Raw genomic sequence first — 24,151 nt, 5'->3', positions numbered from 1 at the left:
CCTCGATACGAGCGGGAGACACGCGCGCGGGGAGCCAATGTGCGCCCGCGAGGGGCCAACACACCGGCGGGAGGGGCCAACACACCGGCGGGAGGGGCCAACAAGTGGCGGAGCGCGTCCGGGGCGCTCCTAGACGCGGGCCTTGGGCTTGCTCGGGACGCGGCTGAAGGTCATCGCGTCGTCCACGGGGCCGCGGCGGAGCAACAGGACGTCGCGCGGGTAGTTCTGGTACAGCCGCCACGGCGCGGCCGCGCCCTGCTTCGGGAGCTTGTCCACGCTGCGCAGCACATACCCCGACTTCAGGTCGATCAACGGCACGTCCGGCGGCGGGCCGTCCGGCGCGTCCGGCACGCAGACGTGGTGCCCGTGCTCGTCCATGTACCGCAGCAGCCTGCCGACGTAGCGGGCGACGAGATCGGCCTTCAGCGTCCACGAAGCGTTGGTGTAGCCGATCGTCATCGCGAAGTTCGGCACGCCGGAGAGCATCATTCCCTTGTACGACACCGTTTTGCTCAGCTCGACCGGTTCACCGCCGAGGCTCAGCGCCATCCCGCCGACCGGCTGCAGGTTCAGCCCGGTGGCCGTCACCACGATGTCGGCCGCCAGCTCCTCCCCCGACTCCAGCTCGATCCCGTGCCCGGTGAACGTCCTGATCCGGTCGGTCACGATCGAAGCCTGCCCCCGGCGCACGGCGCGGAACAGGTCGCCGTCGGGCACCACGCACAGCCGCTGGTCCCACGGTTCGTAGCCGGGCGAGAAATGCGTGTCCACGTCGTAGCCCGCGGGCAGCTGCTGCTGAACTCCCTTGCGCAGCAGCTTCTTCACCAGCCCGGGCCGGCGACGGCTCAGCTCGAACACCAGGGTCAGCAGCAGCGCGTGCTGCCAGCGCAGGAGCGGGCGGAGCACCCCGTCCGGCACCACTTTCTCCAGCAGTTCGGCCAGTCTGTCCTTGCCTGGCACGGAAACCACGTAGCTCGGCGAGCGCTGCAGCATCGTCACGTGCCCGGCCGTGCCGGCCAGCGCGGGCACCAGCGTCACCGCCGTGGCACCGCTGCCGATCACCACGACCCGTTTGCCCGCGTAGTCCAGACCCTCGGGCCAGTGCTGCGGATGCACGACCGTCCCCCGGAACTCGCCGATACCGGGGAAATCCGGGGTGTAGCCTTCGTCGTAGCGGTAGTAGCCGGAGTTGACGTACAGGAAGTCACACGTGATCTCCACCGTCTCCCCGCCGCCGACCTCCGCCGTGACCGTCCACTGTGCACGGTCACTCGACCAGTCCGCCGCGACCACGCGGTGCCCGAACCGGATCTTCTCGTCGACCCCGTACTCGCGCGCCGTCTCGCGGACATAGGTGCGGATCGACTCGCCGTCGGCGATCGCGCGCGGGTCCCGCCACGGCCGGAAGTCGTAGCCGAGGGTGAACATGTCGGAGTCCGAACGGATTCCGGGATAGCGGAACAAATCCCAGGTGCCGCCGATCGCGTCCCGCGCCTCGAGGATCGTGAAGCTGCGGCCGGGAAGCTCGCGCAGCAGGTGGCAGGCGGCGCCGATCCCGGACAGCCCGGCACCGACGATCAGCACATCGACATGGTCCCGCGTCATGACACACTCCCGGTTCGGGCGGCAACGGCCGGTCTCGAGGCAAGCTACCATCCTGTTCGACACTGTGTCGAGTCCCTCGACAGGCTGTTGAGCAGGGTGGTCGCGAAGGGTTAAGGTGCGGTCATGAGCACCGACGCCGTGGGCGCCCGCAGGCGCGGCCGCAGCACCCGCCCCACCGGTGACGACCGCGAGAACGCGATACTGGCCACCGCGGAGAAGCTGCTCGAAACCAGGCCACTGCGGGAAATTTCGATCGACGACCTGGCGCGCGGCGCCGGGATTTCGCGGCCCACGTTCTACTTCTACTTCCGCTCCAAGGACGCCGTCCTGCTCGCACTGCTGGAGCGGGTGGTCGACGAGGCGGACAGCAGCGCGCTCGACATGATGGAGGAGTCGCGCGGCGACGCGCCCCAGGCGTGGCGCGCCTGCATCAACGTCTTCTACGAGACTTTCAGCTCACACCGCGCCGTCGCGCTGGCGATCGCGAGCGCGCGGGAGACGAACCCCGCGGTGCGCGAGCTGTGGTCCTCGGTGATGGACCGCTGGGTCGACCGGATCGCCGCGGTGATCGAGTCCGAACGCGCCCGCGGCGCCGCCCCGCCCGGCCGCCCGGCCCGTGACCTCGCCGTGGCGCTGAACCTGATGAACGAACGGATGCTGCACGCGGCGTTCGCCGGGGAGCGCCCGATGGTGCCCGAATCCGAGGTCGTCGACGTGCTGCTGGAGATCTGGCTGGCCGCGATCTACCGGTGACCGGCGCGGCACGGCGTCGGGTCCGGCACCTCGAACGGCGCGAACCGCCCGCCCGCCACCGGGGTCACGGCCAGCGCCAGCTCACCGTCACGCCATTCGGGCCGCACGTGGTCCCGGGTTTCCAGCAGATCGTCTTCGCCGGGCTCGTCCGCGCCGCCGACCACCACGATCCGCTCGATCGCCGTCCGCTCGAGCACGTACCGGAACGGCACGGTGCCGGTGAGCTCCGCGGCGCCCGGGTACGTCACGGCGCGGCCTCCCTTGCGGGACAAGTGTTCCACGGCCGCGTCGGACGCCGTCTCGGCGAGATCCGGGTGCCCGCACCGTGCGGTGCCCGAGGCGACGCCGGCCGAACCGCTCTCGGACAGCCGCGTCAGCTCGTTCCACAGCCCTTCGAACCCGGGCGGCACCCACAGTGAGACCGCGATGTGCGGGCCGCCCTCGCGGACCAGATGCGTGCAGGCGACCGCGTTTCCCGGCAGCCGGAGCCGGGCGGACAGCTCGTGGATGAGATGGTCCGCCTCGGCGAGGTCGCGGACGCGGGTGTCGATGCCGAACAGCGTCATGACGGCAGGACCCACATCGGGTTGGTGGAGAACCCCAGGTCCTGCCAGGGGTCCGCGCCGGGGCCGTGCGGCGAGTCGATTCCCTTGCGGGCCGGGTGGTTCGCGGGGAACAGCGCGCCCTGCCCGGGCGGGTGATCGTGATGATGATGGTGTCCCACAACGGAAAGCGTCGCCTGCACGAGCGAAGAGGACATGAACGGCGGTGGTGCGCGAAACGGACGGGCGATGACGGGTAGACATGTGACCATATGGTCACCTATCCTTGCCGGGTGACCGACGACGACCGGGTGTTCAAGGCGCTCGCCGACCCCAGCCGCCGTTACCTGCTCGACCTGCTGTTCGCGCGTGACGGCCGCACGCTCACCGAGCTGGAGTCCGGGCTGGAGATGACGCGTTTCGGCGTGATGAAGCACCTCAAGGTGCTCGAGGACGCGGACCTCGTGGTCACCCGCAGGTCCGGCCGGGAGAAGCTGCACTACCTCAACCCGGTGCCGATCCGCTCGATCCACGACCGGTGGATCGACAAGTACACCGGGCGCCGGGCCTCGGCGCTCGCCGACCTCAAAGCGGAACTGGAGCAGGAACCATGAGCGGCAAGGGAACCACGCAGGTGTACCGGATCTACATCAAGGCGACCCCGGAGCGGATCTGGGAGGCGATCACGAAGCCCGAGTGGACCGACCGCTACGGCTACGGCGGGAAGACGGACTACGACCTGCGCCCGGGCGCGAAGTTCGGCACCCGGCCGAGCGAGTCGATGGTCCAGGGCGCGAAGGCCGGCGGCGTCGAGCTGCCGGACGTGATCATCGACGGCGAGGTCCTCGAAGCCGAACCGCCGCGCAGACTCGTGCTGTCGTGGCGGATGCTGATGGACCCGGACATGGCGGCGGAGGGCTTCACGCGGCTGACGTACGAGATCGACCCCGCCGAGGGCGGCGCGAAACTCACCGTGGTGCACGAGCTGGAGAACGCGCCGCGCCTGTCGGCCGTGGTCGGCGGCGACCACGAAGCCGAAGGCGCCGGCGGCGGCTGGCCGTGGATCCTCAGCGACCTCAAGTCCTTGCTGGAAACGGGAAAGATCCTCGCCGAGGCTTAGATCCCCCGGCTCATCGAGGTCACGCGCGCCACGTCGTCCGGGTCGCCTTGGTATTCGACCTGGACGGCGTTGCGGCCGAAGACGAACAGCAGCAGCTCGACCGGGGAGCCGACCACCGCGACCGTCGGGTTCCCCGCCTTCGCGGTCAGCTCCTCGCCGCTTTCGGTGCGCAACACCACGCCCACGGGCGAGCGGCGCAGGCTCAGCTTCGCCATCGCCTTGACCGTGCGCCACGCGGCGGCGTCCCGCGCCGCGTCGGCCTGCCGGGGCGCCCAGTTCGGCTGGCCACGGCGGACGTCCTCGTGGTGCACGAGGAACTCCGCGCCGTTGACCAGTTCGTCCACCGGGCCGATCTTCGTCGGCCAGTACCACGCGGGGCCGGACCGCACCTGCTCGACGAGCTCGTGCCACGGTTGGGCGGAGTAGCCCTCCTGCACCTTCCGCGTGTAGGAAGCCAACGCGGGCACGGCGATCCCCGGCGCGGCGTCCGGCCGGTGCTCGCGCAGCACGAGGTGCGCGGCCAGGTCCCGGGTCCGCCAGCCCTCGCACAGGGTCGGCTGGTCCGGGCCCAGCTCGTCCAGCAGTGCGCTCAGTTCCCGGCGTTCGTCCGCGGCTACACCCATGCCCGCGACCCTACCCGCCGGTACGATCACCGCCAGTTCGCGGCGCGGCGGTACTGGTCCGGCCAGCGCGCCGTGTCACCGAGTTCGTGCGCCGCGCGCAACGCCCAGTGCGGGTCGCGCAGCATCGCCCGCCCGATGAACACCGCGTCCGCCGCGCCCGAGTCCAGGATTTCGTCGGCTTGGCGCGCTTCGGTGATCATGCCGACCGACGCCACCGGAATGCCCGCCTCGCGGCGGATCTGCTCCGCGAACGGCACCTGGTAGCCGGGGCCGACCGGGATCGAGGGGTTCGGAACGTTGCCACCGGTGGAGACGTCGATCAGGTCGGCGCCGCGCTCCCCCAGCACTTTCGCCAGGCGCACGGAGTCGTCCGCGGTCCAGCCGCCCTCGGCCCAGTCGGTGGCCGAAAGCCGCGCGAACACCGGCACGTCCGGGCCCACTTCGGCGCGCACGGCGTCCAGGATTTCCAGCGCCAGGAGCGTGCGGCCCTCGAACGCGCCGCCGTAGCGGTCGGTGCGGGTGTTGGACAGCGGGGACAGGAACTGGTGCACCAGGTACCCGTGGGCGAAATGCAGTTCGAGCACGTCGAACCCGGCGTCCAGCGAGCGCCGGGCCGCGGCGGCGAACTGTCCCGGCAGCGCGGCGACTTCGTCGGTGCTCAGCGCCCGCGGCGCCGCGAACTCGCCGAACGCCTCGGCGCTCGGCCCGACCGGCGTCCAGCCGCCCTCGGCGGCCGGGATCGTGCCGCTGCCGTCCCACGGGCGGTACGCCGATCCCTTTCGCCCGGAATGCCCGAGCTGGATCCCCGCCACGGCGCCCTGGCCGTGCAGGAAATCCGTGATCCGGCGCCACGCCGCGACCTGCTCGTCAGTCCAGATCCCGGTGTCCTGCGGGCTGATCCGGCCTTCCGGGGTGACGGCGGTGGCCTCGGCGACGACCAGTCCGGCGCCCCCGGCGGCGAACTGGCCCAGGTGCACGAGGTGCCAGTCGCCCGGCACCCCCTCGGTGGCGGAGTACTGGCACATCGGGGAAACCCAGACGCGGTTCGGGATGGTCAGGGCACGGCTGCGGTACGGCTCGAACAGAAGGCTCACGTCAACCCGCAACAGCGCGGGGCCGCGCGACCTTCCCGGGTGTGATCTTTTCCCGTGACGCGGACGGTATCGTGGCCGGTCATGGCCACCGGAAACCGCGGCGGATGAACCTGCGCGCCCTGCGCTCCTTCGTGGTGCTCGCCGAGGAGCTGAACTTCAGCCGCGCCGCCGAGCGGCTGCACGTAGCCCAGCCCGCGCTCAGCCAGCAGATCCGGGCGCTGGAAAAGGACCTCGGCGCCCAGCTCGTGGACCGGGGCAGGCGGCCGCTGCGGCTGACCGAGGCGGGCAGTTACCTGCTCACCGAGGCGCGGCAGCTCCTCGCGACGGCCGAGCAGGCGGCGCTGGGCACCCGCGAGATCGGCGAGGGCACCCGCGGCTGGCTCGCGATCGGCTTCACGCGCTCGTCGATGTACAGCGTGCTGCCGCCCGCGCTGAAGCAGTTCCACCGCGCCTATCCGAAGGTGGACCTGAAGCTGTTCGAGATGGTCACCGAGGACCACGCCGACGCGTTGCACGAGGGCCGCATCCACGTCGGCATCGGCCGCCAGCCTGCGGCCGTCCCGGGCTGCACTACGCGATTGTTGTTGCGGGAGAACGTGATGGCGGTGCTCTCCCCCGATCACCCCGCCGCGGGCTCCGAGCAGGTCCGGCTCGCCGACCTGGCCGACACCCCGGTGATCCTCTTCCCCCGGCACGCCGCCGCGCGGTTCGCCCGGTTCATCGAGTCGCTGTACCGTGACGCCGGGCTGGTGCCCAAGGTCGAGTACCGCACGTTCGAGATCCAGACCGCGATCGCGCTCGTGGCGGCCGGGCTGGGCGTGACGTTCGTGGGCGAGTCGGTGGCCCGCCACGGCCGGGGCGACGTGGTCTTCCGGCAGGTCGCCGGGCTCGACGGCGCGAAGACCACCACACTCGCGGCGACGTACCAGACCCGGGACGAGTCCCCGCATCTGCGGGCGTTTCTGGACTGTCTGCCCGATATCGGGCGCACTATAAGCCCGGGCGACTAGTTGTATCGGAAACCGGTCTTGGACCCGGCGCCCGCTGTTTCCTTAGGGTGATTTTCCACCTGGAACGACGGAAACGGTGTTGGGGTCAACGATGACTGATCGGCTCGAGCCCGCGACGATACGGAAACTGTATCGCCGGCTCATACCGCTGCTTTTTCTGATGCTGTTCTTCAACTACCTGGACCGCATCAACATCGGGTTCGCCGAACTCGACATGGGCGACGAGCTCGGGTTTTCGCCCGGCGTCTTCGGCTTCGCGGGCAGCATCTTCTTCCTCGGCTACATGATCCTGGAAGTGCCCAGCAATCTGCTGCTGCACCGGTTCGGCGCGCGCCGCTGGATCGCCCGGATCCTGCTCACCTGGGGATTCATCGCGGCGGCGACCGCGTTCGTGTTCAACGACACCAGTTTCTACGTCATGCGATTCCTGCTCGGCGTGATGGAAGCCGGATTCCTGCCCGGCGTCGCCGTATACGTGACGCACTGGTTCCCGGAGCGCTACCGGGCCAGGGCGGTCGGCGGCTACATCATCGGCAGCTCGGTCGCGGCCGTCGTCGGCGGCCCGCTGTCCACGGCGCTGATGACCTACACCGATCACCTGTTCAGCCTCGCCGGGTGGCAGTGGATGTTCATCGTCGAAGGCGGCGCCGCGATGGTGCTCGGCCTGGTCGCGCTGCGCGCGATGACCGAGCGCCCGGCCGACGCGAAGTGGCTCACCGACGAGGAAAAGGCCTGGCTGGCCGGCGAACTCGAAAAGGACCGGGCCGCGCTCGGCGAGCAGGAGAAGCCTTCGGTACTCCGGATTCTCGGGGACGCGCGGGTGTGGTGCCTGGCGATCCTGTTCGGCTGCGCGCTCGTCGGGATCTACGGGCTGCTGCTGTGGCTGCCGCAGATCGTGAAGAGCCTCGGGCACCTGAGCAACCTCCAGGTCGGGTTCCTGTCCGCGGTGCCGCCGCTGCTCGGTGTCCTCGGCACGTTCCTGGTCAGCAAGAACTCCGACCGCACCGGCGACCGCAAGAAGCACCTCGCCTTCGTCTACGGGATGAGCGCGGTGGCGATCGCGGGCAGCGCGTACGTGGGCAGTCCCGTCGTCGCCTATGTGCTGCTGTGCCTGACCGGGATGTTCATCTACGCGGGCAACCCGCTGTTCTGGAGCCTCGCTTCCTCGTTCCGCACCGGGGTCGCGGGCGCGGCGACCATCGCGCTGATCAACACGATCGCACAGTTCGGCGGGCTCGTCGGCCCGTGGAGCATCGGGCTCGTGCGTGGCGCGACGGGCAGTTTCGACCTCGCCCTGCTGACCATCGCCGCGTTCCTGGTCGTCGCCGCCGTGCTCGCGCTGGCACTGCGGGTGCAGAAGAAAACCGCCGACACGAAGGAAAACGCCGCCGTATGATCATCGACTGCCATGGCCACTACACGACCGCGCCGCCCGCGCTCGCGCGGTGGCGGGCGAACCAGGTCGAGGGCACCGAGCTGCCGCAGCCGGTGTTCAGCGACGACGAAATCCGCGAGACGATCGAGCGGAACCAGGCGCGGGTGCAGCGTTCCCGCGGCATCGGCCGCACGATCTTCTCCCCGCGCGCGGCCAGCATGGGCCACCACGAGGCACCCGCGGCGGCGAACGAAGCGTGGGCGCGGGTGTGCAACGACCTGATCCACCGCGTCACCCGGCTGTTTCCCGGGGAGTTCGCGGGCGTCTGCCAGCTGCCGCAGGCGCCCGGCGCGCCGCCCGCCGGGAGCGTGCCCGAGTTGCGGCGCTGCGTGGAAGAGCTCGGGTTCGTCGGCTGCAATCTCAACCCGGACCCGTCCGGCGGCCACTGGTCCGGACCACCACTGACCGACCCCGCGTGGTACCCGCTGTACGAGGCGATGGTGGAGCTGGACGTGCCGGCGATGGTGCACGTTTCCGCGTCCTGCAACCCGAACTTCCACACCACCGGGGCGCACTACCTCAACGGCGACACCGCGGTGTTCATGCAGCTGCTGACCGGGGACCTGTTCCGCGACTTCCCCGGGCTGAAGTTCGTGATCCCGCACGGCGGCGGGGCCGTGCCTTATCACTGGGGCCGGTTCCGCGGCCTGGCCGCGAACCTCGGCAAGCCGCCACTGACCGAGCACTTGCTGCGCAACGTTTTCTTCGACACCTGCGTGTACCACCAGGCGGGGATCGACCTGCTGACGAAGGTGATCCCGGCGGAGAACATCCTGTTCGCCTCGGAGACGCTCGGCGCCGTGAACGGCACCGACCCGGAGTCCGGGCACGAGTTCGACGACACCCGCCGTTACGTCGAAGCCGCGGCGCTGGAAGACAAGGCGCGGCAGCGGATTTTCGAGGACAACGCCCACCGGGTGTACGCCCGGCTGGACCGCACGACCCAGGAGCAGACCACGTGAATTCCCCCGGCTGGCGCCGCAATCCCTCCCCCGCCGCGAGCGCGGACAGCCTCGTCGATTCCTTGCGTGGCTTGGCTGTTTCGCTGTTGAGCGACAACATGGCGCGCATCAGCGGGGCTGTCGGGCTGCGCCCGTTCCACGACGGGACGCCGCTGACGGGCACCGCCGTGACGGTGCGGACGCGGGCCGGGGACAACCTGGCGATCTACCGCGCGTTCGCCTTCTGCCGCCCCGGCGACGTGCTCGTCGTCGACGGCGGCGGGGCGCTCGACCAGGCGCTGATGGGCGACATCATGACGCGGTACGCGGAAAGCGCGGGGCTGGCGGGCGTGGTGCTCGACGGCGCGATCCGCGATGTGGCCGAGATCCGGCGGCGCGGGTTCCCGGTCTACGCGCGGGGCGTGGTCCATCGCGGGCCGCACAAGAACGGGCCCGGCGAGATCAACGTGCCGGTGTCGGTCGGCGGGATGGTGGTCTCCCCCGGCGATCTCGTCGTGGGCGACGAGGACGGGGTGCTGGCCATCCCGCCCGCGGACGCCGAGGCGGTGATCGCCGGAGCCCGGGCCCAGGCGGAGAAGGAGGCCGCGGCGCTCGCGGCCATCGCCGAAGGCCGCTACGACCTGTCCTGGGTCGAGCCGCATGCCCAGGGCCGGATGGCAGGCTGAGACTGAGGCTGCGGGCGGAAAGCGCTTCACGGCGGCGCGGCGCTGGGGCTGGCCACGCGCGCCTTCCCACGGCGGTCGGCCAACACGCCGCCGCGGTCAGCCAACACACCGACACGGTCAGCCAACACACCGACACGGTCGGCCAACACACCACCACCGCCGAGCGGCGGCCCCGGAAAGCGCCCCGCCGCAACGCGGCGGCGGCTCACTCGCGCGCCTCCCCGCCGCGAACGCCACCCACCAGCCGCAAAGCGCCTCACGGCAGCGAGACCTCCGGCTGCTCCCGCACGTGGGACGCGACCGCGAAGGCCAGTGCCACCACCACCGCGAGCAGTTCCGGCCCGGCGCACCGGTCCAGCTCCGCCCGCAGCCGCGCGAACTGGCCCGCGCTCGCGAAGCGCACGGCCCGCGCCGCGAGGAGGGTGGCGTTTTCCACCTCATCCGCCTCCACGCGCGGGTCGTCGGTGTCGTTGAGCAGCCGCGCGCCACGGCGGAAACCGTCCACCCCGCGCTCATCGTCCGCCTCCGCGCGGCCGAGCACCGTGGCCAGTACGACGGCCGCGGCCCGGCGGGACCCACGCCCGGGGAGCTCGCGCTCCACGTGCCGGGACAGGTCGAAACCCAGCCGCACCGCGCAAAACCCCTCTTCGCGCCAACCGAACGCGACCAGCCCGGCCACCGGCCCGGTCAAGTCCGCGATCCCGGCGGGCTCGCCGCATTCGGCCACCAGACCGCGGGCAACCAAGTAGTGCGACGGGCGGATCCCCGGCGGCAGCAGGTCGGCGATCGCGCTCACGAGCGCCAGCGTGAACGCGGCGCGCTCCGGCCACGGCCACGCACCGACCTCGCCGACGAACCGGGACAGGCATGCCGGGTCGCGGCGGTGGGCGTAGTCGAGGAAGTGCTCGATCCCGATCAGCCAGACGCTGTCGTCCTGGCGCCACAGGGTTTCCACCAGCACGGCCGCGCTGTCCTCCGGCACCACCGTGACCAGCAGCCGCGCCCAGAGCTCCAGCAACTCCGCCTGGCACCCGCTTTCCCGCGCCAGCACACCGAACCGGGCGCGATCGCCGGCCCGCGCGGCGCCGGCGCACAGGTCCGCGGCGCGGGCCAGTTCGAGCTCCCTCATCCGTCCCCCTCCCCCGAATCCGGTTTCCACGAATGAAATATAGATCTCAATATTGAGCTCCGGAACCCTCCGCCCCGGAGCGTGCGGCGGACGGCGGCCGCTGCGGGACGCGGTGTGACCTGCCCGAACACCCTCGGTGAGGCGCGACTGAGCGGCCCGGCCGGTGCAACGGTGGTGCATCACCCGTGCGGCGGCCTGGACCCTCCACAGTGGACGCCGGGAAACCGGCCCGTTCCGGCGGTCCCGCCGCTCCCCCGCGCGGGGGTACATTGACCCGCGATGGCGCAGGTACAGGTTCCCGAGCTGACGGGGTCACTCACCAGTTCGCTCAATCTTCGGCGCACGGCGCTGCGGCTGCTGGATCTCGCTGTGCCCAGGCTGGCCGACTGGGCCGTGCTGGCGCTGAGCGACCTCGGCACCGGCGACGTCGTGCTCTACGGCGAGCGCCGCGAGGGCCTGCCCGCGGAGCATCCGCCCGGCCACGGTTCGGCGCTCGGCCGCGTGCTGCGCTCGGGCCGCACGGAGTTGCTGCACGTCACGCCCGGCCCCGGGCCCGCCGACGCGCTGACCAGCATGATCCCGCACGACGGCCTGCAGGCGGAGGCGGCGGCCCTGCGGCCGGCCGAGGTGCTGGGTCTCGGCATCACCGCGCGCGGCACCACGATCGGCGTGCTCGTGCTGGTGCGCGGCGCCGAACGCGGGTTCTCCGAGGAGGACGTCGCGTTCGCCGAGGGTGTCGCGCGCCGCTCCGCGCTGGCGCTGGATTCCGCCCGGCTCTACGAGGAGCGCCGCCGCGTGGCCGCCACGCTGCAGGCGAGCCTGCGCCCGCCGGAGCTGCCCGAGATCCCGCACGCCCGGCTCGCCGCGAGCTATCGCCCGGCGGCCGAGCACCTTGACATCGGGGGCGATTTCTACGACGCGCACGGCCAGGGCGACGACTGGCTGCTGGCGCTGGGAGACGTCTCGGGCAAGGGCGTCGAAGCCGCGGTGCTGACCGGGCGGGCCCGCCAGAGCATCCGCACCGCCGGCTATTTCGACCGCAACCCTGCCCGCATCCTCTCGGCGCTCAACAACGTGCTGCACCGGGCCGGCGACGACAGGTTCATCACGGTCGTGTGCGCGCGGTTGCGGCCCGGCCCCGAATCCGCGCACGTGCAGCTGGCGGTGGCCGGGCATCCGCCGCCGCTCGTGCTGCGCGCGAACGGCACGCTGGAGACGCCGGAGGTCCGCGGCACGATCGCCGGGGTGCTCGAAGACCTCTGGTACCACCAGATCGAGTTCCGGCTTTGCCATGGCGACACGATGCTGATGGTCGCCAACGGAGTGTTCGAGGCACGCGGCGCCGGCAGCTGCTACGGCATGGAACGCCTCGAAGCCCTGCTGCCCGGGTATGCCGGGGCCGCCCCCGGAGTGGTGTGCGAGGCGGTGGAACGCGACGTCCTGGAATTCCTCGGCGGCAGGCCGCGCGAAGACCTCGCGCTGCTGGCCGTGACCTGCGGAAGGTGACGGCCGTGCGGATCGACGCCCTGGCCCGCGAGTTCGGCGAACTGGTGTCCACTGTGGACAGCGAGGACGCCGTGGCGCTCGTGGAGCGGGCGCTGGACGACGGCGCGGATCCGATGGCCGTGCTCGTCGACGTGATCGCCGCGGCGCAGCGGCGGGTAGGTTTCCGTTGGCAGCGCGGGGAATGGTCGGTCGCCCAGGAGCACGCCGCCACGGCGGTGGCGGTCTCCGCGACCGAGGCGGTCACCCGGCGGGCCAGGCTCACGCCCGCCGCGCGTGGCCGGGTGGTCCTCGCGTGCGCGGAACGGGAATGGCACGCGATGCCCGCGATGATCATCGGGGGCGCGTTGCGCGGCGCGGGCTGGAGCGTGACGATGCTCGGCGCGGCCACCCCGGCCGCGCGGCTCACCCAGTACCTCCACGACCTCGGCCCGGACGTGACGGCGGTGAGCTGTTCGATGCCCGGCGCCCTGCCCGCCACCCGGCGGATCATCGAGGCGAGCACCGCCGATGGGATCCCGGTGCTCGCCGGCGGTCCCGCGTTCGGCACGGACTCCGCGCGGGCAGACGCGCTCGGCGCGACTGCCTGGGCCCCCACCGCCCGCGAAGTCGCGCAGGTCATCGCCGGGCTGCCCCCGGTGGTCCCCGCCGTGCCGCCGCTGCCCGCCGGGCCCGCGAACGAACAGGCTTCGCTGGAGCTGGACCACGAAGCGCTGGCGGCCACGTTGCTGCGGCAGTGGTCGCCGGGCCCCGACTGGCTCGCCGCCGACATCAAGGACGTCGTGGACCTGGCGCTGCACTGCGTCGGCGCGGCGCTGCTCACCGGCGACGCCCGCCCGCTGCCCGACACCGCCGCGTGGGTCTCCGACCTGCTGACGTCGCGCGGCGCGGACAACACCACGGCGGGGGAACTCGGCGAGCAGCTGGCGCACGTCCTGCGTGAGTACCCGCTGGCGCGGAACCTCGTGACGGCGCACTGGGCCTGAGGAAAACACCGGTGGCGGATCACGGTCCGTTCCGGCGTTCCGCCCCGGTCTTCCTTGCGCCGCAAGGCTTTCCGCCTGACCGGCCCGGCGTAACCCGGCGCTAACGGCGCGGCAATCGCGGCACCACGAACGGCCCGGATCGTCACCGGCGGCCCGTTTTTCCGCCGTCCCCGGGAGGTTTCTGATGCCTGTCACCATCGCGACCGTCGCACTGAAGGGAACCCACGACCTCGAGCTGAGCGTGAAGAACCACCTCGGCCATCTGGAAGAGGCCGCCGCGCAGGGCGCGGACCTGGTGGTATTCCCCGAAATCAGCCTGCAGGGCTACCCGTCGCGCGGTCTCACGACGATCGACCCCGCCGACATCGCCGAGGCCCAGCGCACCGCGGAAAGCGTCCCGGACGGGCCGAACGTCCGCGCCGTGCTGGACCGCGCCGCCGAGCTCGGGGTGCACGTGATCTTCGGCGTCACGGAGCTCGGCGACGCCGCCGGCGCCCTCTACAACACCGCGGTGCTGGGCGGCCCGGAGGGCTTCATCGGCAAGTACCGCAAGGTGCACGTCGCCATCACCGAGCAGGTCACCTGGCGGCGCGGGGACGACTGGCCGGTGTTCGACACCGCGCTCGGCCGGATCGGGATGCTGATCTGCTACGACAAGATGTGGCCCGAGTCCTGCCGCGAGCTGACCCTGCGCGGCGCCGACCTCCTCGTGATGCCCACGGCCTGGCCGATGGTGCACGGCGAGCAGGACGCGGCGACCAACCCGTTCGCGGAGCTGTACCGCCTCTACGACCGGGCCCGCGCCGCGGAGAACTCGCGCTGGTTCGTGTCCTCGAACTACGGCGGCGAACTGGGCGGGGCCGAGTTCGTCGGGCTCAGCCAGATCGTCGACCCCGGCGGCAACGTCGTGGCCACCACCGGGGACCGCACGCCGGGCATGGCCATCGCCACCGTGGACGTGAAGGGCGGGATCGCGGCCGCCAACGCCGCACTCTTCGGCGCCCGGCTGATCCGCGACCGCCGCCCCGACACCTACCGGGCCGCCACGGGTGAGGTGCCGACCGCGATCGACGCCTGAGCCGCGCGGGCCCGGTCAGTCCACAAAGGACTCCCGTGGCGTGGTGGAAGACGCCACGCTGCGGGCCGGGCCGCGGCGGCCCATAATCGGGGCGATGAACGAGATCTGGCGGCTGCGCCCGGGCGTGACCCGGTCGATCAGCGCGGAGAACTTCACCGGGGCCAAGGGCGCGGGCGCGATGGCCACCGAAGGCACCGGCGCCGGGGCGGCGCGCGATCTCGGCCGGGGCTGGAAGGTCTCGCCCTCGATCCTGCTGCCGGACCGGCGGACGGCGACGCTGGCCGACATCGACGGTTCCGGGATCGTGGCGCACTTCTGGCTCACCACCGACCGCGGCAGGCTCCGCGACCTGACGCTGCGGATGTACTGGGACGGCGAGGAAGAGCCCTCGGTGGAGACGCCGCTGGGCGATTTCTTCTGTAACGGCAACGGGGAGCTCGCCCTCGTCGACTCCGACATGATCGTGGTCGGTCCCGCGGGCGGGCTGAACAGCTACTGGCCCATGCCGTTCCGGCGGCACGCGCGCATCACGCTGGAGAACCACAGCGGCGCCCAGGTCCCGGTGTACTACCAGGTCACCTACCAGCTCCAGGACGTCCCGCCGGACGCCGCGTACCTGCACGCCGGCTGGCGCCGGGCGAACCCGCTGGGCACGCCCGCAGTCCACACCATCCTCGACGGCGTGCGGGGGCGCGGCTGCTACGCGGGCACGTATCTGACCATCCAGCCGAACGCCCCGGGCTGGTGGGGCGAAGGCGAGATCAAGTTCTACCTCGACGGGGACGGCGAGTTCCCGACGATCTGCGGCACCGGCACCGAGGACTACTTCGGCGGCGCCTGGAACTTCGACCTCGGCGGCCGCTACGGCGTCTTCGACACCCGCTACACCGGGCTGCCGCAGGTGCTGCCCGCGAACCAGGTCTACCAGCCGGGCCAGCGGTTCGGGCTCTACCGCTGGCATCTGCGCGACCCGGTCTCGTTCGCCGAGGACCTGCGCGTGACCATCCAGGCGCTGGGCTGGCAGGACGACGGGCGCTACCTCCAGCTCGCGCGGGCCGACATCGCGAGCACGGCTTTCTGGTACCAGGCAAGGGAATCCTGAGCTCAGCCCAGCCGGGCGCGCCGGTATTGCGCCGGGGTCTGGCCGGTCGCGCGCTTGAACGCGGCGCCGAAATGCGAAGCGCCGGGGAAACCCCATCGCGCGGCGACGGCGGCGACCGGAACGTGCGGCAGCAGCGGGTCGGCCAGGTCGCGGCGGCAGTGCTCCAGGCGCCGGTCGCGGATCCACGCCGAGACCGTGCTTCCCGTGCCCTGGAAGAGAACGTGCAGCTGCCGCACGGAAATCCCGTGCGCGGCCGCGACCGTCGCCGGGGACAGCGCCGGGTCACCGAGGTTCGCCTCGATGTGGTCGCGCACCCGTTCCAGCAGCAGCACGCGCCGGTCGGCGGGCACCCCGAGCGAGGTCCGCAGCATCGCCTGCACCAGCTCCAGCACGCTGTGCACCGCGCCGTGCCCGTGCGGGCCCAGCGCATCCAGGTTCCGGTTGAGGCTCAGCAGCATCTCCCACACCGCCGAAGTGATCCCCGGCTCGCAGTCGAAGGCCCGCGCGGTGACCCCGGCCAGCGGGTCCCCGGCGCCGAGCATGGACACCGGGAACCGCACGCAGGTCGAGCGGTAGCCGTCACCGACCGTCAGCGCCGCCGGTTTCGACGAGTCGTACACCGCGAACGAACCCGGTTTCAGGAGCGCGACGCGGCCCTCCTGCGCCATCCGCAGCTCGCCCGCGAGTTGCAAGGTGAGCACGCAGAAACCGCTTTCCTCGGCGGCGATCGCGGCTTCGTCCCGGTACGCGGCGTGCCTGTCCGAGGCCAGGTCCACGAAGCTGACCCCGGCCAGCGAGCGGGTGCGCACCACCCCGGCGAACGTGCGCGGGCGGTCGCAGTCGAAGCGGAACCCGAACACGGCGCGGCGCACCGCCTCGGTCCAGGCCGCGAACGGGACCTCCGGCCCGTCCGCGGCGGGCCACACTTCCGCCGGCGACGTCATCGTCCGCTCCACGGGTTCGCGACACTGCGATCAACAGCGTCCAGGCTGCCACAGCCTGCGCGGAAACGACAGGTTTCCTGCGCTCTCCGGGGATTTCCCCGCGGGGGCCCGGTCGCTAGCGTAGAACGGCATGACGAAACTGCACGTCAGCGACGACTACGACGCCGTACTCGACCGGATCGCCGAGATCGACCCGGTGCTGCGTCAGGAGGCGGACAAAGGCGAACAGCTGTGCCGCCTGACCGACGAGTCGGCCGCGGCGCTGCTGTCCACCGGCGCGCTCCGGATCGGCATCCCGCGTGAGCTCGGCGGTTACGAGTTCTCCCCCACCCAGACCATCGAAACGATCGCGCGGATCTCCTACGCCGACGCCTCCGCGGGCTGGGCGTTCATGGCGGTACAGATGGTCACCGGCACCACGGCCGCCTACCTCGGCGACGAAGCGGTGCGGGAGCTGTATCCCGACCCCGCTGCGGGACGGCACGCCCTGATCGCCGGGCAGGGCACCAGGCTCGGCAAGGCCGAGCGCGTCGACGGCGGCTACCGCGTCAGCGGGCAGTGGGGTTTCGCGTCGGGAATCGCGATGGCGACGCACATCCACACCGCGGCGTTCTGCGCGGAGACCGGCGAGGCGCTGATCTTCACGTTCCCCAAGGAGCAGGCGGAGCTGATCGACAACTGGGACGTGCTCGGCCTGCGCGCCACCGGCAGCATCGACTACGTCTGCGAGGACCTGTTCGTCCCCGCGAGCCACGCCTTCGTGATCTCCACAATGGACACTCGCCACGGCGGCGCGGTGTACCGGATGGGGCTGGCGAACATGGCCGGGGTCTGTCACACCGGGTGGGCGCTGGGCGTCGGCAGGCGGCTGCTGGACGAGTTGAAAGCGTTGGTGGGCAGGAAAACCGGGGCACCAGGCGCGACGGTGGACACCGCCGAGTTCCACGCCGAGTACGCCAGGGCCGAGGCCCGGCTGCGCTCGGCGCGGGCGTGGGCGATGGAGGTGTGGGCGGAGAACGAGGCCACCCTCGACGGCGGTGAGCTGCTCACCACCGAACAGGAAACCCTGACCCGCCTGATGCTCAACAACACCACGTGGGCGGTCGCCGAGGTCGGGCAGGCGGTGCACAAATGGGCCGGCACCGCGGCGATCCGGCGTGGTGAGCTGCAGCGGTTCCTGCGCGACCTCAACACCGGCACCCAGCACGTCACGTCCGGCCCGGTGGTGCTGCAGAACTGCGGCCGGTCGCTGGCCGGGCTCGCCCCGGACGCGCGATGGGTGTTCCTGGAGCTGAAGGAGAACTCAGGCTGACAGCAGCTCCAGCAGCCCGCGGAACACGTCGCCGTCGAACGCGGCGGCGGCGGTGGTCAGCCTGTCCATCGGCGTGTCCGGCCGCGGCACGGTTTGCCTGAGCCGCAAGGTCACCGGGTCCGCCAGGTGCCGGGCGACGGTCCGGCGGAGGTGCTGCGCGTGCACGGCCGCGAAGCTGATCCCGCGCCCGGCCGACGGATTGGTGCACGCCCAGGCGTCGCCGAGCGCCGCGTAGCCGGTGGCCACGGGCTCGCCGTCCACCACGTACCGGTTGAAGCGGTCGAGGATCCCGGCCATCGGCAGCACCGGCGTGACCGGGGTGCCGTCGTGCCAGTGCGCGTACGCCGTCGAGGGTCAGCAGGCTGATCGTGCGTGCGCACCCCGGCCACGTGCGGCAGCCCCGGCCGCGCGTCCGGGCCGCGGAGGAACCCGGCGATCCGCACGCCGCGGCGGATCTCGATCCCGGGCTCCTCCTCGGCGGCCGTGGCCAGCACGGCCTCGATCACGGGCCGCCGCCCGGTGACGAACCCGAACCGTTCGTCACCGGGGCGCCGCTCCCGGTCCGGCACCGCCGGGGGCAGGATCTTCAGGTAGTCGGTCCACGCGCAGCCCGCGTCGACGAGTTTCCCGGTGATCCCCGGCAGTTCCTGATCACAAACCTCGCTGAATCGCGAGAACAGATTGTGCGGCTGCCGGAATTGCGCGACCCCGCCGCGGCGCCAGTCCCGCCAGGCCTCGTCGGCGTCCGCCGGCACCGGGCCCGCGTCGTTTTCCAGCACAGTGACCGCATGCCCGTCCGCGGCCAGCATCAACGCGCCCAGCAACCCGGCCGGACCCCCGCCGCAGAATATGATCTCCCCCATCGCGAGCTCCCCTGCTCCCGTTTTCTCCTGCCCTTTCCGAATGGTGACACCGTGGGCGGGAATTAGCCAGGAAACGGGACCCTTACCGGGGAACGGGGGCGGCCGAAGAATTATTTTCCACGGCCGGTATCCACGATTCGATGGCCGCGCGGGCGTCCGGGCATTCGTGGAAGCTCAACGGGCATTCCAGCGCGTGCTCCAGGAGCGCCTTGGCTTCCCTCGCTTCGGCGATGCGCCTGTCGAGCGCCTCGACCTGCGCCCGCAAGAGCGCGGCTTCCTCGGCGGCGTCACGGTTTTCGACCAGCGCGCGCACCTGCCGAAGGCTCAGCCCGACTCGCTTGCCCATCAGGATCAGCGCCACCCGGACCAGCTCGTCGTGGCTGTAGCGGCGTTGGCCACCGTCACGAGCCGGCGCCAGCAGGCCGACGCTTTCCCAGTGCCGCAACACATGCGTGGGCAACCCGAAGCGGGCCGCCACCTCACCGATCGCGAGATCGCTTGACTTCATGCCCACATTAACGACCAGAGTGGCCCCCATGAGCAACCCCGCCACCCGCGCCCGGCCGATGGCGCGCCTGCTGGACCGGATGTTCGTCCGGGGCACGGTAGAAGAGATCGAGGACCTGACCCCGCGGCTGCGCCGGATCCGGATCACCGGTGACGCGGTCGGCGCCCTGGAGTGGACGCCCGGGCAGCACGTGCGTGTTCGCGTCGGCCCAGGTCTGCGAGACATGCTGCGCACGTATTCCGTCTGGGCGTTCGGTTCCGGCGGTCTGGACCTGTGCGTCTTCGAGCACGGCGAGGACGGGCCGGGGTCCCGCTGGGCGCGGGAGGTGCGGCAGGGGCAGCGCGTGTCGTTCACCAAACCCGAAGGCCGGTTCGTGCCGCGGCCGGACGCGCCGTACCACGTGTTCGCCGGGGACGAGACGGCGTCGGTCGCGTTCGGCGCGATCCTCCGCGCGCTGCCCGCCGGGGCACCGGTGTACGGGGTTGTCGAACTCGGCTCTCCGGAAGACGCACTGCCGCTGCGGGATCTCGGCACCACGGAACGCGGCTCGCTCGTGGCCGCCGTCCGTGCGCTGGAACTCCCGTCGGAGCCGGGCGTCGCGTACCTCGCCGGGGAAACCCGCACCTGCCAGGCCGTGCGTTCGCATCTCGTCCGCGAACGCGGCTGGCCGCGCCGGTCGGTGCTGATCAAACCGTTCTGGATGCCGGGAAAGCGCGGGATGGACTAGAAACCGGCTCGCCCCGGGGCGCCGCGTTCGGTACGGTCACCGGCGGTTCCGAGGTGAAAGCAGGTTTCGTGATGGCGTGCCGCATCGGTGAGCTCGTGCTCGGTTGCCGCGACCCGGAGGCGCTGGCGCGGTTCTGGTGCGAGGTACTGGACTTCGTGGTGCTCGACCGCGAGGACGACGGCTCGGTGGAGATCGGGCCGCGCGCCGGTTTCGGTGGCGCGCAGCCGACGCTCTTCCTCAGCCGCCGCGAGAAGCCGGAGCCCGGCAAATCCCGGTTACACATCGACGTCAACGCCACCGACCGCGATCAGGACGCCGAGCTCGAACGCCTGCTGGCGCTCGGGGCGCGCCCGGCCGACATCGGCCAGACCGGCGAAGAGCCGTGGCACGTCCTCGCCGACCCCGAAGGCAACGAGTTCTGTCTCCTGAAGGCGCGCCTCGACCCGCTCTGAGCGGTCACGGGCCGCGGCACGGGCCGGATGTCAGAAGGGCCGGTCCCCCGCGATCGCCACGCGCTCGGCGATGCGGACCTCCGGGGCGTAGTCGTTCACCGCGTAGTGCTGTGTCGCGCGGTTGTCCCAGAACGCCACGGCGTTTTCGGTCCAGTGGAAGCGAACCTGGAACTCCGGCACGTGCGCCTGCACGAACAGGTACCGCAGCAGCTCGTCGCTTTCGTCGCGGTCCATGCCGACGATGTGCGTGGTGAACGACTGGTTCACGAACAGCGTGCGGCGCCCGGTCTCCGGGTGGATCCGCACCACCGGATGCTCGACCGGCGGGAACTCGTCCTGCCGTGAGGCGAGGAAGTCGTTGTCGGAGAAGCGTTCGAAGCCCGGGACGAAGTCGTGCACCGCGCGCAGTCCTTCGAGGCGACGCCGGACGTCGGCGGGCAGGTTGTCATACGCCGCGGCCATGTCGGCCCAGATCGTGTCGCCCCCGACCGGCGGCACCCGCACCAGCCGCAGCACCGAACCGAGCGCCGGGTTGGGCCGGAACGTCACGTCCACGTGCCAGACGTTCTCGAACCCGGGCATCGCCGCGGTGCGCGTGAACCGGGTGACCTCGTCGGAATCCCCCTTGGGCAGGAACGGGTTCGTCTCCAGCGGACCCCAGTGCCGGGCGAAGGCGCGCTGCTGTTCCGCGGTGATGTCCTGGTCGCGGAAGAAGATCACCTTCCACTCCAGCAGCGCGCGGTTCAGCTCCTCGCGCAGTTCGGGGGTGAGCGGCCGGGCGAGGTCGACGCCCTCGATCTCGGCGCCGATCACGCGGCCCAGCGGCCGTACTCCGAACAAGTGGTAGGGCCGCGGCTCGGCGTCTTCGGGCAGACGCCGCAGCACGCGCGGGCCTTCGAGGATGCCCCCGGCGGGCACCCGGGTCCGGCGCAGGGCAGGACGGAACGACTGATCCACGGACATGGGGAAACTCCTTGCTGCGTAACGGGATGCGATGCGTGGCGGACGGCTCAGCAGGGTGGCGAGCCGAGACGGCCACGGCGCAGCAGCAGGGCGACCACGCCGACCTCGGACGAGATGCGGGGCCCGGAGTTCGACATACCCTTGATCATCACCGCCTCCCGCGGTGCGGTCAAGGATGCCCACGATGCGGGACTCGTCACACCGGGACCGGGTGTGCTTGACTGCTCGGGGATCTCCAGCACACGGACGAAAGGGATGCGGGTGGCGACCTGGCGGGAGCTCGTGACGTTCATCAGGCAGTCGTACAGGGTGATCCGGGACGAGCCCGAGGAGCTGCGGATCCGGGTGCACTTCCGCCGGGACCCGGACGAGGAGGAGCGCACCCAGATGGTGGTGATCGCGCGCGAGGTGCTCGACAAGCGCGAGGAGTGGGTGCAGATCGCCACGCCGTTCGCCAACGCGCACGAGGTGGACCTCATCTCGGTGCTCTCGGAGATCGGGCACACCACCGTCGTCGGCGGCGCCGTGGTGATGGGCGACTACCTGGTACTGCGGCATTCCCTGCCACTGGTGAACCTCGACATCAACGAGTTCACCGACCCCCTCGAACTGGTCACCGGCGCGGCCGAGACCCTCGAAGAGCAGATCACCGGACGCGACGAGTACTGAGGCGCATTACTGGCAGGAATTTGCCGATGATGTGCAGAACTGCCACTCGTCGGGCGGGGCCGGGCGGCGCATCCTGGGGCCATGTCCGGAAACTTCCTGACCCGCCTCCGGGAATTCCTGGCCACACAGGCAGAACTGGCCGAGCGGCAGGCTCTGCTGAACCGGCCATGGGAAGAGGAGTTCCTGCACTGGTCCCGTGACGGCGAGCTGCACGGCCACCTGATCCCGCCCCGCGGCCGCCCGCGCGGCGTTACCCGCGACGGCTGGTGCCCCGGCCTCCGCCATCACCGGAAACCCTTGGCAGACAAGGAACACCGGTGAACGTCACGCCGCCGCCAGGCACCGGCGGACCGTGCGCAACACGGGCCCGCCGGGATCGGCCAGCCGCGCGACCGCCGAGCGCCGCGTGAGCAGGCTGCCCAGCACGAGATCGACCAGCGCGGCGCCGACCTCGTCCACGCTCCGCCTGCCCGCCGGGTCGTACCAGGCGTAGGCCCATTGCGCCGAACCGAACATCAGCAGGCTCTGCACGGGCACGTCCACGGGCCGGAACTGGCCGCTGGCCACCCCGTCGCTGATCACTCCGCGCACGAGGTCCACATACTCCGCGCGCAGCTGCACCCCCGACTCCTCGCGCGCCAGCCGGACCACCTCGCGCTGGAACGCGATCGTCGCGTCGCGGTCGTGCTCCTGGTAGAGGATGAACGCGAACAACAGCCCCGCCAGCCGCTGCGCCGGGGTGTCGAGGCTCGCCATGATCAGCTCCGCCTCGCGGAGCCGCCGCCGGAGGTAGGACTCGTGCAGCGCCGCCAGCAGCCGGTCCTTCGTGCCGTAGTGGTGCACGATGGTGCCCTTGGAAATGCCCAGCCTGCCGGCGATCTCGCCGAAGTTCGCCCCGTCATAGCCGCTCGCGGCGACCTGTTTCGTGAATACCGCCAGGATTTCCGCGGCCTTGCCCACCTTCGGCTCCCCACTGACCGTACGTACAGCCGGGACGACTCTAAGGCCGCCGGGCAGGACCGGCTGTCCGGCCGGGGTCAGCTTTTCGGGTAGTCCTCAGGGGGTCAGAAATCCCGCGACCGTCAGGATCGCCCGGAACGGTACTGGGCGATGTAGCGCTCCAGCGCCGCTTCGTCCTCTTCGCGGTGCGCCTCCGCGCGGATCCGTTTGCCGGTGCCGCGCGGATATCCGTGCTTCGCGAGCCTGTTCTCGGCGGCTTCTTCCATGTAGACGAACGAGTAGAAGTAGCCGACGAGCGCGGCCATCAGCACCAGCGCGAGCCGCAGCCCGATCGGCGCGGGCAGCAGGAGCCACACGGCCATCAACGGCGCGAGCAGGACGGTGCTGCGCGCCGCGTGCCGCCAGACCCAGGTGCGTGAGGTGGTGTCGTGCAGGACCCATTCCCGGCAGCGTTCCGGCAGCCGCCCGCCGAGGGCGTACCAGAGCCACTGCACCGGGTTCGGACGCGTCTTCACGTCCGCCATAGTACGCTAATAGTTAGCACACTAACAAAGGAGCCGGGATGATCGACCTTGGCGAGAACCCACTGGCGCTGGACAGGCAGGTGTGTTTCGCGCTGTCCGTGGCGTCGCGCAGCGTCATCGCGATCTACCGGCCGCTGCTCAAGCCCTACGGCCTGACGCACCCGCAGTACCTGGTGCTGCTCGCGCTGTGGGATTCCGCGCCGCGCACGGTGAAGGACCTGTGCGAGACGCTGCGCCACGAGCCGGCCACGCTTTCCCCGCTCCTCAAGCGGCTGGAGACGCTCGGCTACGTCACCCGCGGCCGCAACCGCGACGACGAGCGCGCGCTGTCGGTCGATCTCACCGACTCGGGCCGCGCGCTCCGCAAGGAGGCGGAGAAGATCCCGTACCGGGTGGTGGAGGAACTCGGGATGGACGTGGCGGAACTGGAGGCGCTGCACGCCGCGCTGAGCCGCGTGATCGCCGCGACGGGCCGGAACTCCTGACCCAGGCCCGGAATCGCGCCGGCGGCGCGATTCCGGGCGGCCCACTCCCGCCGGGCGTGTTTGCCGCTCCGGTCGGCGTGTTTGCCGTCCCCGCTCGCGTGTTTGCCGCCCCCGCTGGCGTGTTTGCCGCCCCCGCT

31 protein-coding genes are annotated in these 24,151 nt (G+C 71.3%); 17 read left to right on the top strand and 14 right to left on the bottom strand.

The window, feature by feature from the left end; all coding sequences use genetic code 11:
• Window positions 1-129: 129 nt before the first annotated feature.
• A complete protein-coding gene (locus FPZ12_RS40670) occupies window positions 130-1,605 on the bottom strand; it encodes a flavin-containing monooxygenase (protein ID WP_144757204.1) in 1,476 nt (491 codons plus the stop codon).
• A gap of 123 nt (window positions 1,606-1,728) precedes the next feature.
• On the opposite strand from FPZ12_RS40670, the gene FPZ12_RS40665 reads away from it, so the two are divergent.
• Complete coding sequence (locus FPZ12_RS40665) at window positions 1,729-2,358, top strand: TetR/AcrR family transcriptional regulator (RefSeq protein ID WP_144757206.1); 630 nt, start codon at window positions 1,729-1,731, stop codon at window positions 2,356-2,358.
• Here FPZ12_RS40665 and FPZ12_RS40660 read toward each other — a convergent pair.
• The gene (locus tag FPZ12_RS40660; protein WP_144757208.1) at window positions 2,349-2,924 is read right to left on the bottom strand and encodes a hypothetical protein; all 576 of its coding nucleotides are present in this window, start codon (window positions 2,922-2,924) and stop codon (window positions 2,349-2,351) included. The genes FPZ12_RS40665 and FPZ12_RS40660 overlap by 10 nt on opposite strands.
• Entirely contained in the window at window positions 2,921-3,118 is a 198-nt protein-coding gene (locus FPZ12_RS40655; RefSeq protein ID WP_144757210.1) for a hypothetical protein, read from the bottom strand. Before FPZ12_RS40655 ends, FPZ12_RS40660 begins: the two co-directional genes overlap by 4 nt.
• A gap of 54 nt (window positions 3,119-3,172) precedes the next feature.
• On the opposite strand from FPZ12_RS40655, the gene FPZ12_RS40650 reads away from it, so the two are divergent.
• Together FPZ12_RS40650 and FPZ12_RS40645 are read left to right on the top strand one after the other, a co-directional pair.
• Entirely contained in the window at window positions 3,173-3,514 is a 342-nt protein-coding gene (locus FPZ12_RS40650) for an ArsR/SmtB family transcription factor (protein WP_144757212.1), read from the top strand.
• Window positions 3,511-4,020 (top strand): SRPBCC family protein, encoded by a 510-nt coding sequence (locus tag FPZ12_RS40645; RefSeq protein ID WP_144757214.1) that lies wholly within the window; start codon window positions 3,511-3,513, stop codon window positions 4,018-4,020. Before FPZ12_RS40650 ends, FPZ12_RS40645 begins: the two co-directional genes overlap by 4 nt.
• Here FPZ12_RS40645 and FPZ12_RS40640 read toward each other — a convergent pair.
• Both FPZ12_RS40640 and FPZ12_RS40635 read right to left on the bottom strand, forming a co-directional pair.
• A complete protein-coding gene (locus FPZ12_RS40640) occupies window positions 4,017-4,643 on the bottom strand; it encodes a TIGR03085 family metal-binding protein (protein ID WP_144757216.1) in 627 nt (208 codons plus the stop codon). The genes FPZ12_RS40645 and FPZ12_RS40640 overlap by 4 nt on opposite strands.
• Before the next feature lie 26 nt (window positions 4,644-4,669).
• Window positions 4,670-5,737 (bottom strand): NADH:flavin oxidoreductase/NADH oxidase, encoded by a 1,068-nt coding sequence (locus FPZ12_RS40635; protein WP_144757218.1) that lies wholly within the window; start codon window positions 5,735-5,737, stop codon window positions 4,670-4,672.
• 41 nt (window positions 5,738-5,778) lie between these two features.
• On the opposite strand from FPZ12_RS40635, the gene FPZ12_RS40630 reads away from it, so the two are divergent.
• From FPZ12_RS40630 to FPZ12_RS40615, 4 genes are all read left to right on the top strand, one after another.
• A complete protein-coding gene (locus FPZ12_RS40630; protein WP_208026186.1) occupies window positions 5,779-6,747 on the top strand; it encodes a LysR family transcriptional regulator in 969 nt (322 codons plus the stop codon).
• 160 nt (window positions 6,748-6,907) lie between these two features.
• A complete protein-coding gene (locus tag FPZ12_RS40625; RefSeq protein ID WP_208026185.1) occupies window positions 6,908-8,143 on the top strand; it encodes an MFS transporter in 1,236 nt (411 codons plus the stop codon).
• Window positions 8,140-9,144, top strand: coding sequence for an amidohydrolase family protein (locus FPZ12_RS40620; RefSeq protein ID WP_144757222.1), 1,005 nt, complete (start codon window positions 8,140-8,142; stop codon window positions 9,142-9,144). The genes FPZ12_RS40625 and FPZ12_RS40620 overlap by 4 nt, the downstream gene beginning before the upstream one ends.
• Window positions 9,141-9,809, top strand: a complete 669-nt coding sequence (locus FPZ12_RS40615; RefSeq protein ID WP_144757224.1) for an RraA family protein — start codon at window positions 9,141-9,143, stop codon at window positions 9,807-9,809. Before FPZ12_RS40620 ends, FPZ12_RS40615 begins: the two co-directional genes overlap by 4 nt.
• A 256-nt stretch (window positions 9,810-10,065) precedes the next feature.
• Here FPZ12_RS40615 and FPZ12_RS40610 read toward each other — a convergent pair whose 3' ends face one another.
• Window positions 10,066-10,938 (bottom strand): hypothetical protein, encoded by an 873-nt coding sequence (locus FPZ12_RS40610; protein ID WP_144757226.1) that lies wholly within the window; start codon window positions 10,936-10,938, stop codon window positions 10,066-10,068.
• Window positions 10,939-11,217: 279 nt separating this feature from the next.
• On the opposite strand from FPZ12_RS40610, the gene FPZ12_RS40605 reads away from it, so the two are divergent.
• From FPZ12_RS40605 to FPZ12_RS40590, 4 genes are all read left to right on the top strand, one after another.
• A complete protein-coding gene (locus FPZ12_RS40605) occupies window positions 11,218-12,444 on the top strand; it encodes a PP2C family protein-serine/threonine phosphatase (protein WP_144757228.1) in 1,227 nt (408 codons plus the stop codon).
• Window positions 12,445-12,449: 5 nt separating this feature from the next.
• Entirely contained in the window at window positions 12,450-13,427 is a 978-nt protein-coding gene (locus FPZ12_RS40600) for a cobalamin B12-binding domain-containing protein (RefSeq protein WP_243770283.1), read from the top strand.
• 184 nt (window positions 13,428-13,611) lie between these two features.
• The gene (locus tag FPZ12_RS40595) at window positions 13,612-14,505 is read left to right on the top strand and encodes a carbon-nitrogen hydrolase family protein (protein ID WP_144757232.1); all 894 of its coding nucleotides are present in this window, start codon (window positions 13,612-13,614) and stop codon (window positions 14,503-14,505) included.
• Window positions 14,506-14,599: 94 nt separating this feature from the next.
• Window positions 14,600-15,607 (top strand): glycoside hydrolase family 172 protein, encoded by a 1,008-nt coding sequence (locus FPZ12_RS40590; RefSeq protein WP_144757234.1) that lies wholly within the window; start codon window positions 14,600-14,602, stop codon window positions 15,605-15,607.
• 2 nt (window positions 15,608-15,609) lie between these two features.
• Here FPZ12_RS40590 and FPZ12_RS40585 read toward each other — a convergent pair whose 3' ends face one another.
• On the bottom strand, window positions 15,610-16,551 hold the full coding sequence (locus FPZ12_RS40585) for an AraC-like ligand-binding domain-containing protein (RefSeq protein ID WP_144757236.1): 942 nt from the start codon (window positions 16,549-16,551) through the stop codon (window positions 15,610-15,612).
• Between the two features lie 130 nt (window positions 16,552-16,681).
• On the opposite strand from FPZ12_RS40585, the gene FPZ12_RS40580 reads away from it, so the two are divergent.
• A complete protein-coding gene (locus FPZ12_RS40580) occupies window positions 16,682-17,863 on the top strand; it encodes an acyl-CoA dehydrogenase family protein (RefSeq protein WP_144757238.1) in 1,182 nt (393 codons plus the stop codon).
• Here FPZ12_RS40580 and FPZ12_RS46965 read toward each other — a convergent pair.
• The 3 genes from FPZ12_RS46965 to FPZ12_RS40570 form a co-directional block, all read right to left on the bottom strand.
• A complete protein-coding gene (locus FPZ12_RS46965; RefSeq protein WP_279537854.1) occupies window positions 17,855-17,977 on the bottom strand; it encodes a hypothetical protein in 123 nt (40 codons plus the stop codon). The genes FPZ12_RS40580 and FPZ12_RS46965 overlap by 9 nt on opposite strands.
• Entirely contained in the window at window positions 17,974-18,726 is a 753-nt protein-coding gene (locus FPZ12_RS40575; RefSeq protein WP_144757240.1) for a hypothetical protein, read from the bottom strand. The genes FPZ12_RS46965 and FPZ12_RS40575 overlap by 4 nt, the downstream gene beginning before the upstream one ends.
• Window positions 18,727-18,808: 82 nt before the next feature.
• Window positions 18,809-19,234 (bottom strand): MerR family transcriptional regulator, encoded by a 426-nt coding sequence (locus tag FPZ12_RS40570; RefSeq protein WP_144757242.1) that lies wholly within the window; start codon window positions 19,232-19,234, stop codon window positions 18,809-18,811.
• Between the two features lie 28 nt (window positions 19,235-19,262).
• Between FPZ12_RS40570 and FPZ12_RS40565 the strand changes: the two genes are divergently transcribed.
• Together FPZ12_RS40565 and FPZ12_RS40560 are read left to right on the top strand one after the other, a co-directional pair.
• Entirely contained in the window at window positions 19,263-19,961 is a 699-nt protein-coding gene (locus FPZ12_RS40565; protein WP_144757244.1) for a siderophore-interacting protein, read from the top strand.
• A 71-nt stretch (window positions 19,962-20,032) separates the two neighbouring features.
• Window positions 20,033-20,413, top strand: a complete 381-nt coding sequence (locus tag FPZ12_RS40560) for a VOC family protein (protein ID WP_144757259.1) — start codon at window positions 20,033-20,035, stop codon at window positions 20,411-20,413.
• A gap of 30 nt (window positions 20,414-20,443) precedes the next feature.
• Here FPZ12_RS40560 and FPZ12_RS40555 read toward each other — a convergent pair whose 3' ends face one another.
• Window positions 20,444-21,376 carry a TauD/TfdA dioxygenase family protein gene (locus FPZ12_RS40555; RefSeq protein WP_144757246.1) on the bottom strand — a complete coding sequence of 311 codons (933 nt, stop codon included), beginning with the start codon at window positions 21,374-21,376 and terminating at the stop codon, window positions 20,444-20,446.
• 47 nt (window positions 21,377-21,423) lie between these two features.
• Window positions 21,424-21,549: a hypothetical protein gene (locus FPZ12_RS46960; RefSeq protein ID WP_279537853.1), complete on the bottom strand. Its 126-nt coding sequence runs from the start codon at window positions 21,547-21,549 to the stop codon at window positions 21,424-21,426.
• A gap of 88 nt (window positions 21,550-21,637) precedes the next feature.
• Here FPZ12_RS46960 and FPZ12_RS40550 point away from each other — a divergent pair, with 88 nt between their 5' ends.
• Both FPZ12_RS40550 and FPZ12_RS40545 read left to right on the top strand, forming a co-directional pair.
• Window positions 21,638-22,045 carry a hypothetical protein gene (locus FPZ12_RS40550; protein WP_144757261.1) on the top strand — a complete coding sequence of 136 codons (408 nt, stop codon included), beginning with the start codon at window positions 21,638-21,640 and terminating at the stop codon, window positions 22,043-22,045.
• Window positions 22,046-22,126: 81 nt separating this feature from the next.
• Window positions 22,127-22,366, top strand: a complete 240-nt coding sequence (locus FPZ12_RS40545) for a hypothetical protein (RefSeq protein ID WP_144757248.1) — start codon at window positions 22,127-22,129, stop codon at window positions 22,364-22,366.
• 3 nt (window positions 22,367-22,369) lie between these two features.
• Here FPZ12_RS40545 and FPZ12_RS40540 read toward each other — a convergent pair whose 3' ends face one another.
• Window positions 22,370-23,005 carry a TetR/AcrR family transcriptional regulator gene (locus FPZ12_RS40540; protein WP_144757250.1) on the bottom strand — a complete coding sequence of 212 codons (636 nt, stop codon included), beginning with the start codon at window positions 23,003-23,005 and terminating at the stop codon, window positions 22,370-22,372.
• A 122-nt stretch (window positions 23,006-23,127) separates the two neighbouring features.
• On the bottom strand, window positions 23,128-23,529 hold the full coding sequence (locus tag FPZ12_RS40535) for a DUF5313 domain-containing protein (protein ID WP_144757252.1): 402 nt from the start codon (window positions 23,527-23,529) through the stop codon (window positions 23,128-23,130).
• A 38-nt stretch (window positions 23,530-23,567) separates the two neighbouring features.
• Here FPZ12_RS40535 and FPZ12_RS40530 point away from each other — a divergent pair, with 38 nt between their 5' ends.
• Complete coding sequence (locus FPZ12_RS40530) at window positions 23,568-24,014, top strand: MarR family winged helix-turn-helix transcriptional regulator (RefSeq protein ID WP_144757254.1); 447 nt, start codon at window positions 23,568-23,570, stop codon at window positions 24,012-24,014.
• The last annotated feature ends 137 nt before the right edge of the window (window positions 24,015-24,151 follow it).

The sequence above is a fragment of the Amycolatopsis acidicola genome (assembly GCF_007713735.2).
GTDB classification, from domain to species: domain Bacteria; phylum Actinomycetota; class Actinomycetes; order Mycobacteriales; family Pseudonocardiaceae; genus Amycolatopsis_E; species Amycolatopsis_E acidicola.
The sequence above is the reverse complement of the archived record's forward strand: the minus strand, read 5'-3'. Positions and strand labels throughout refer to the sequence as shown.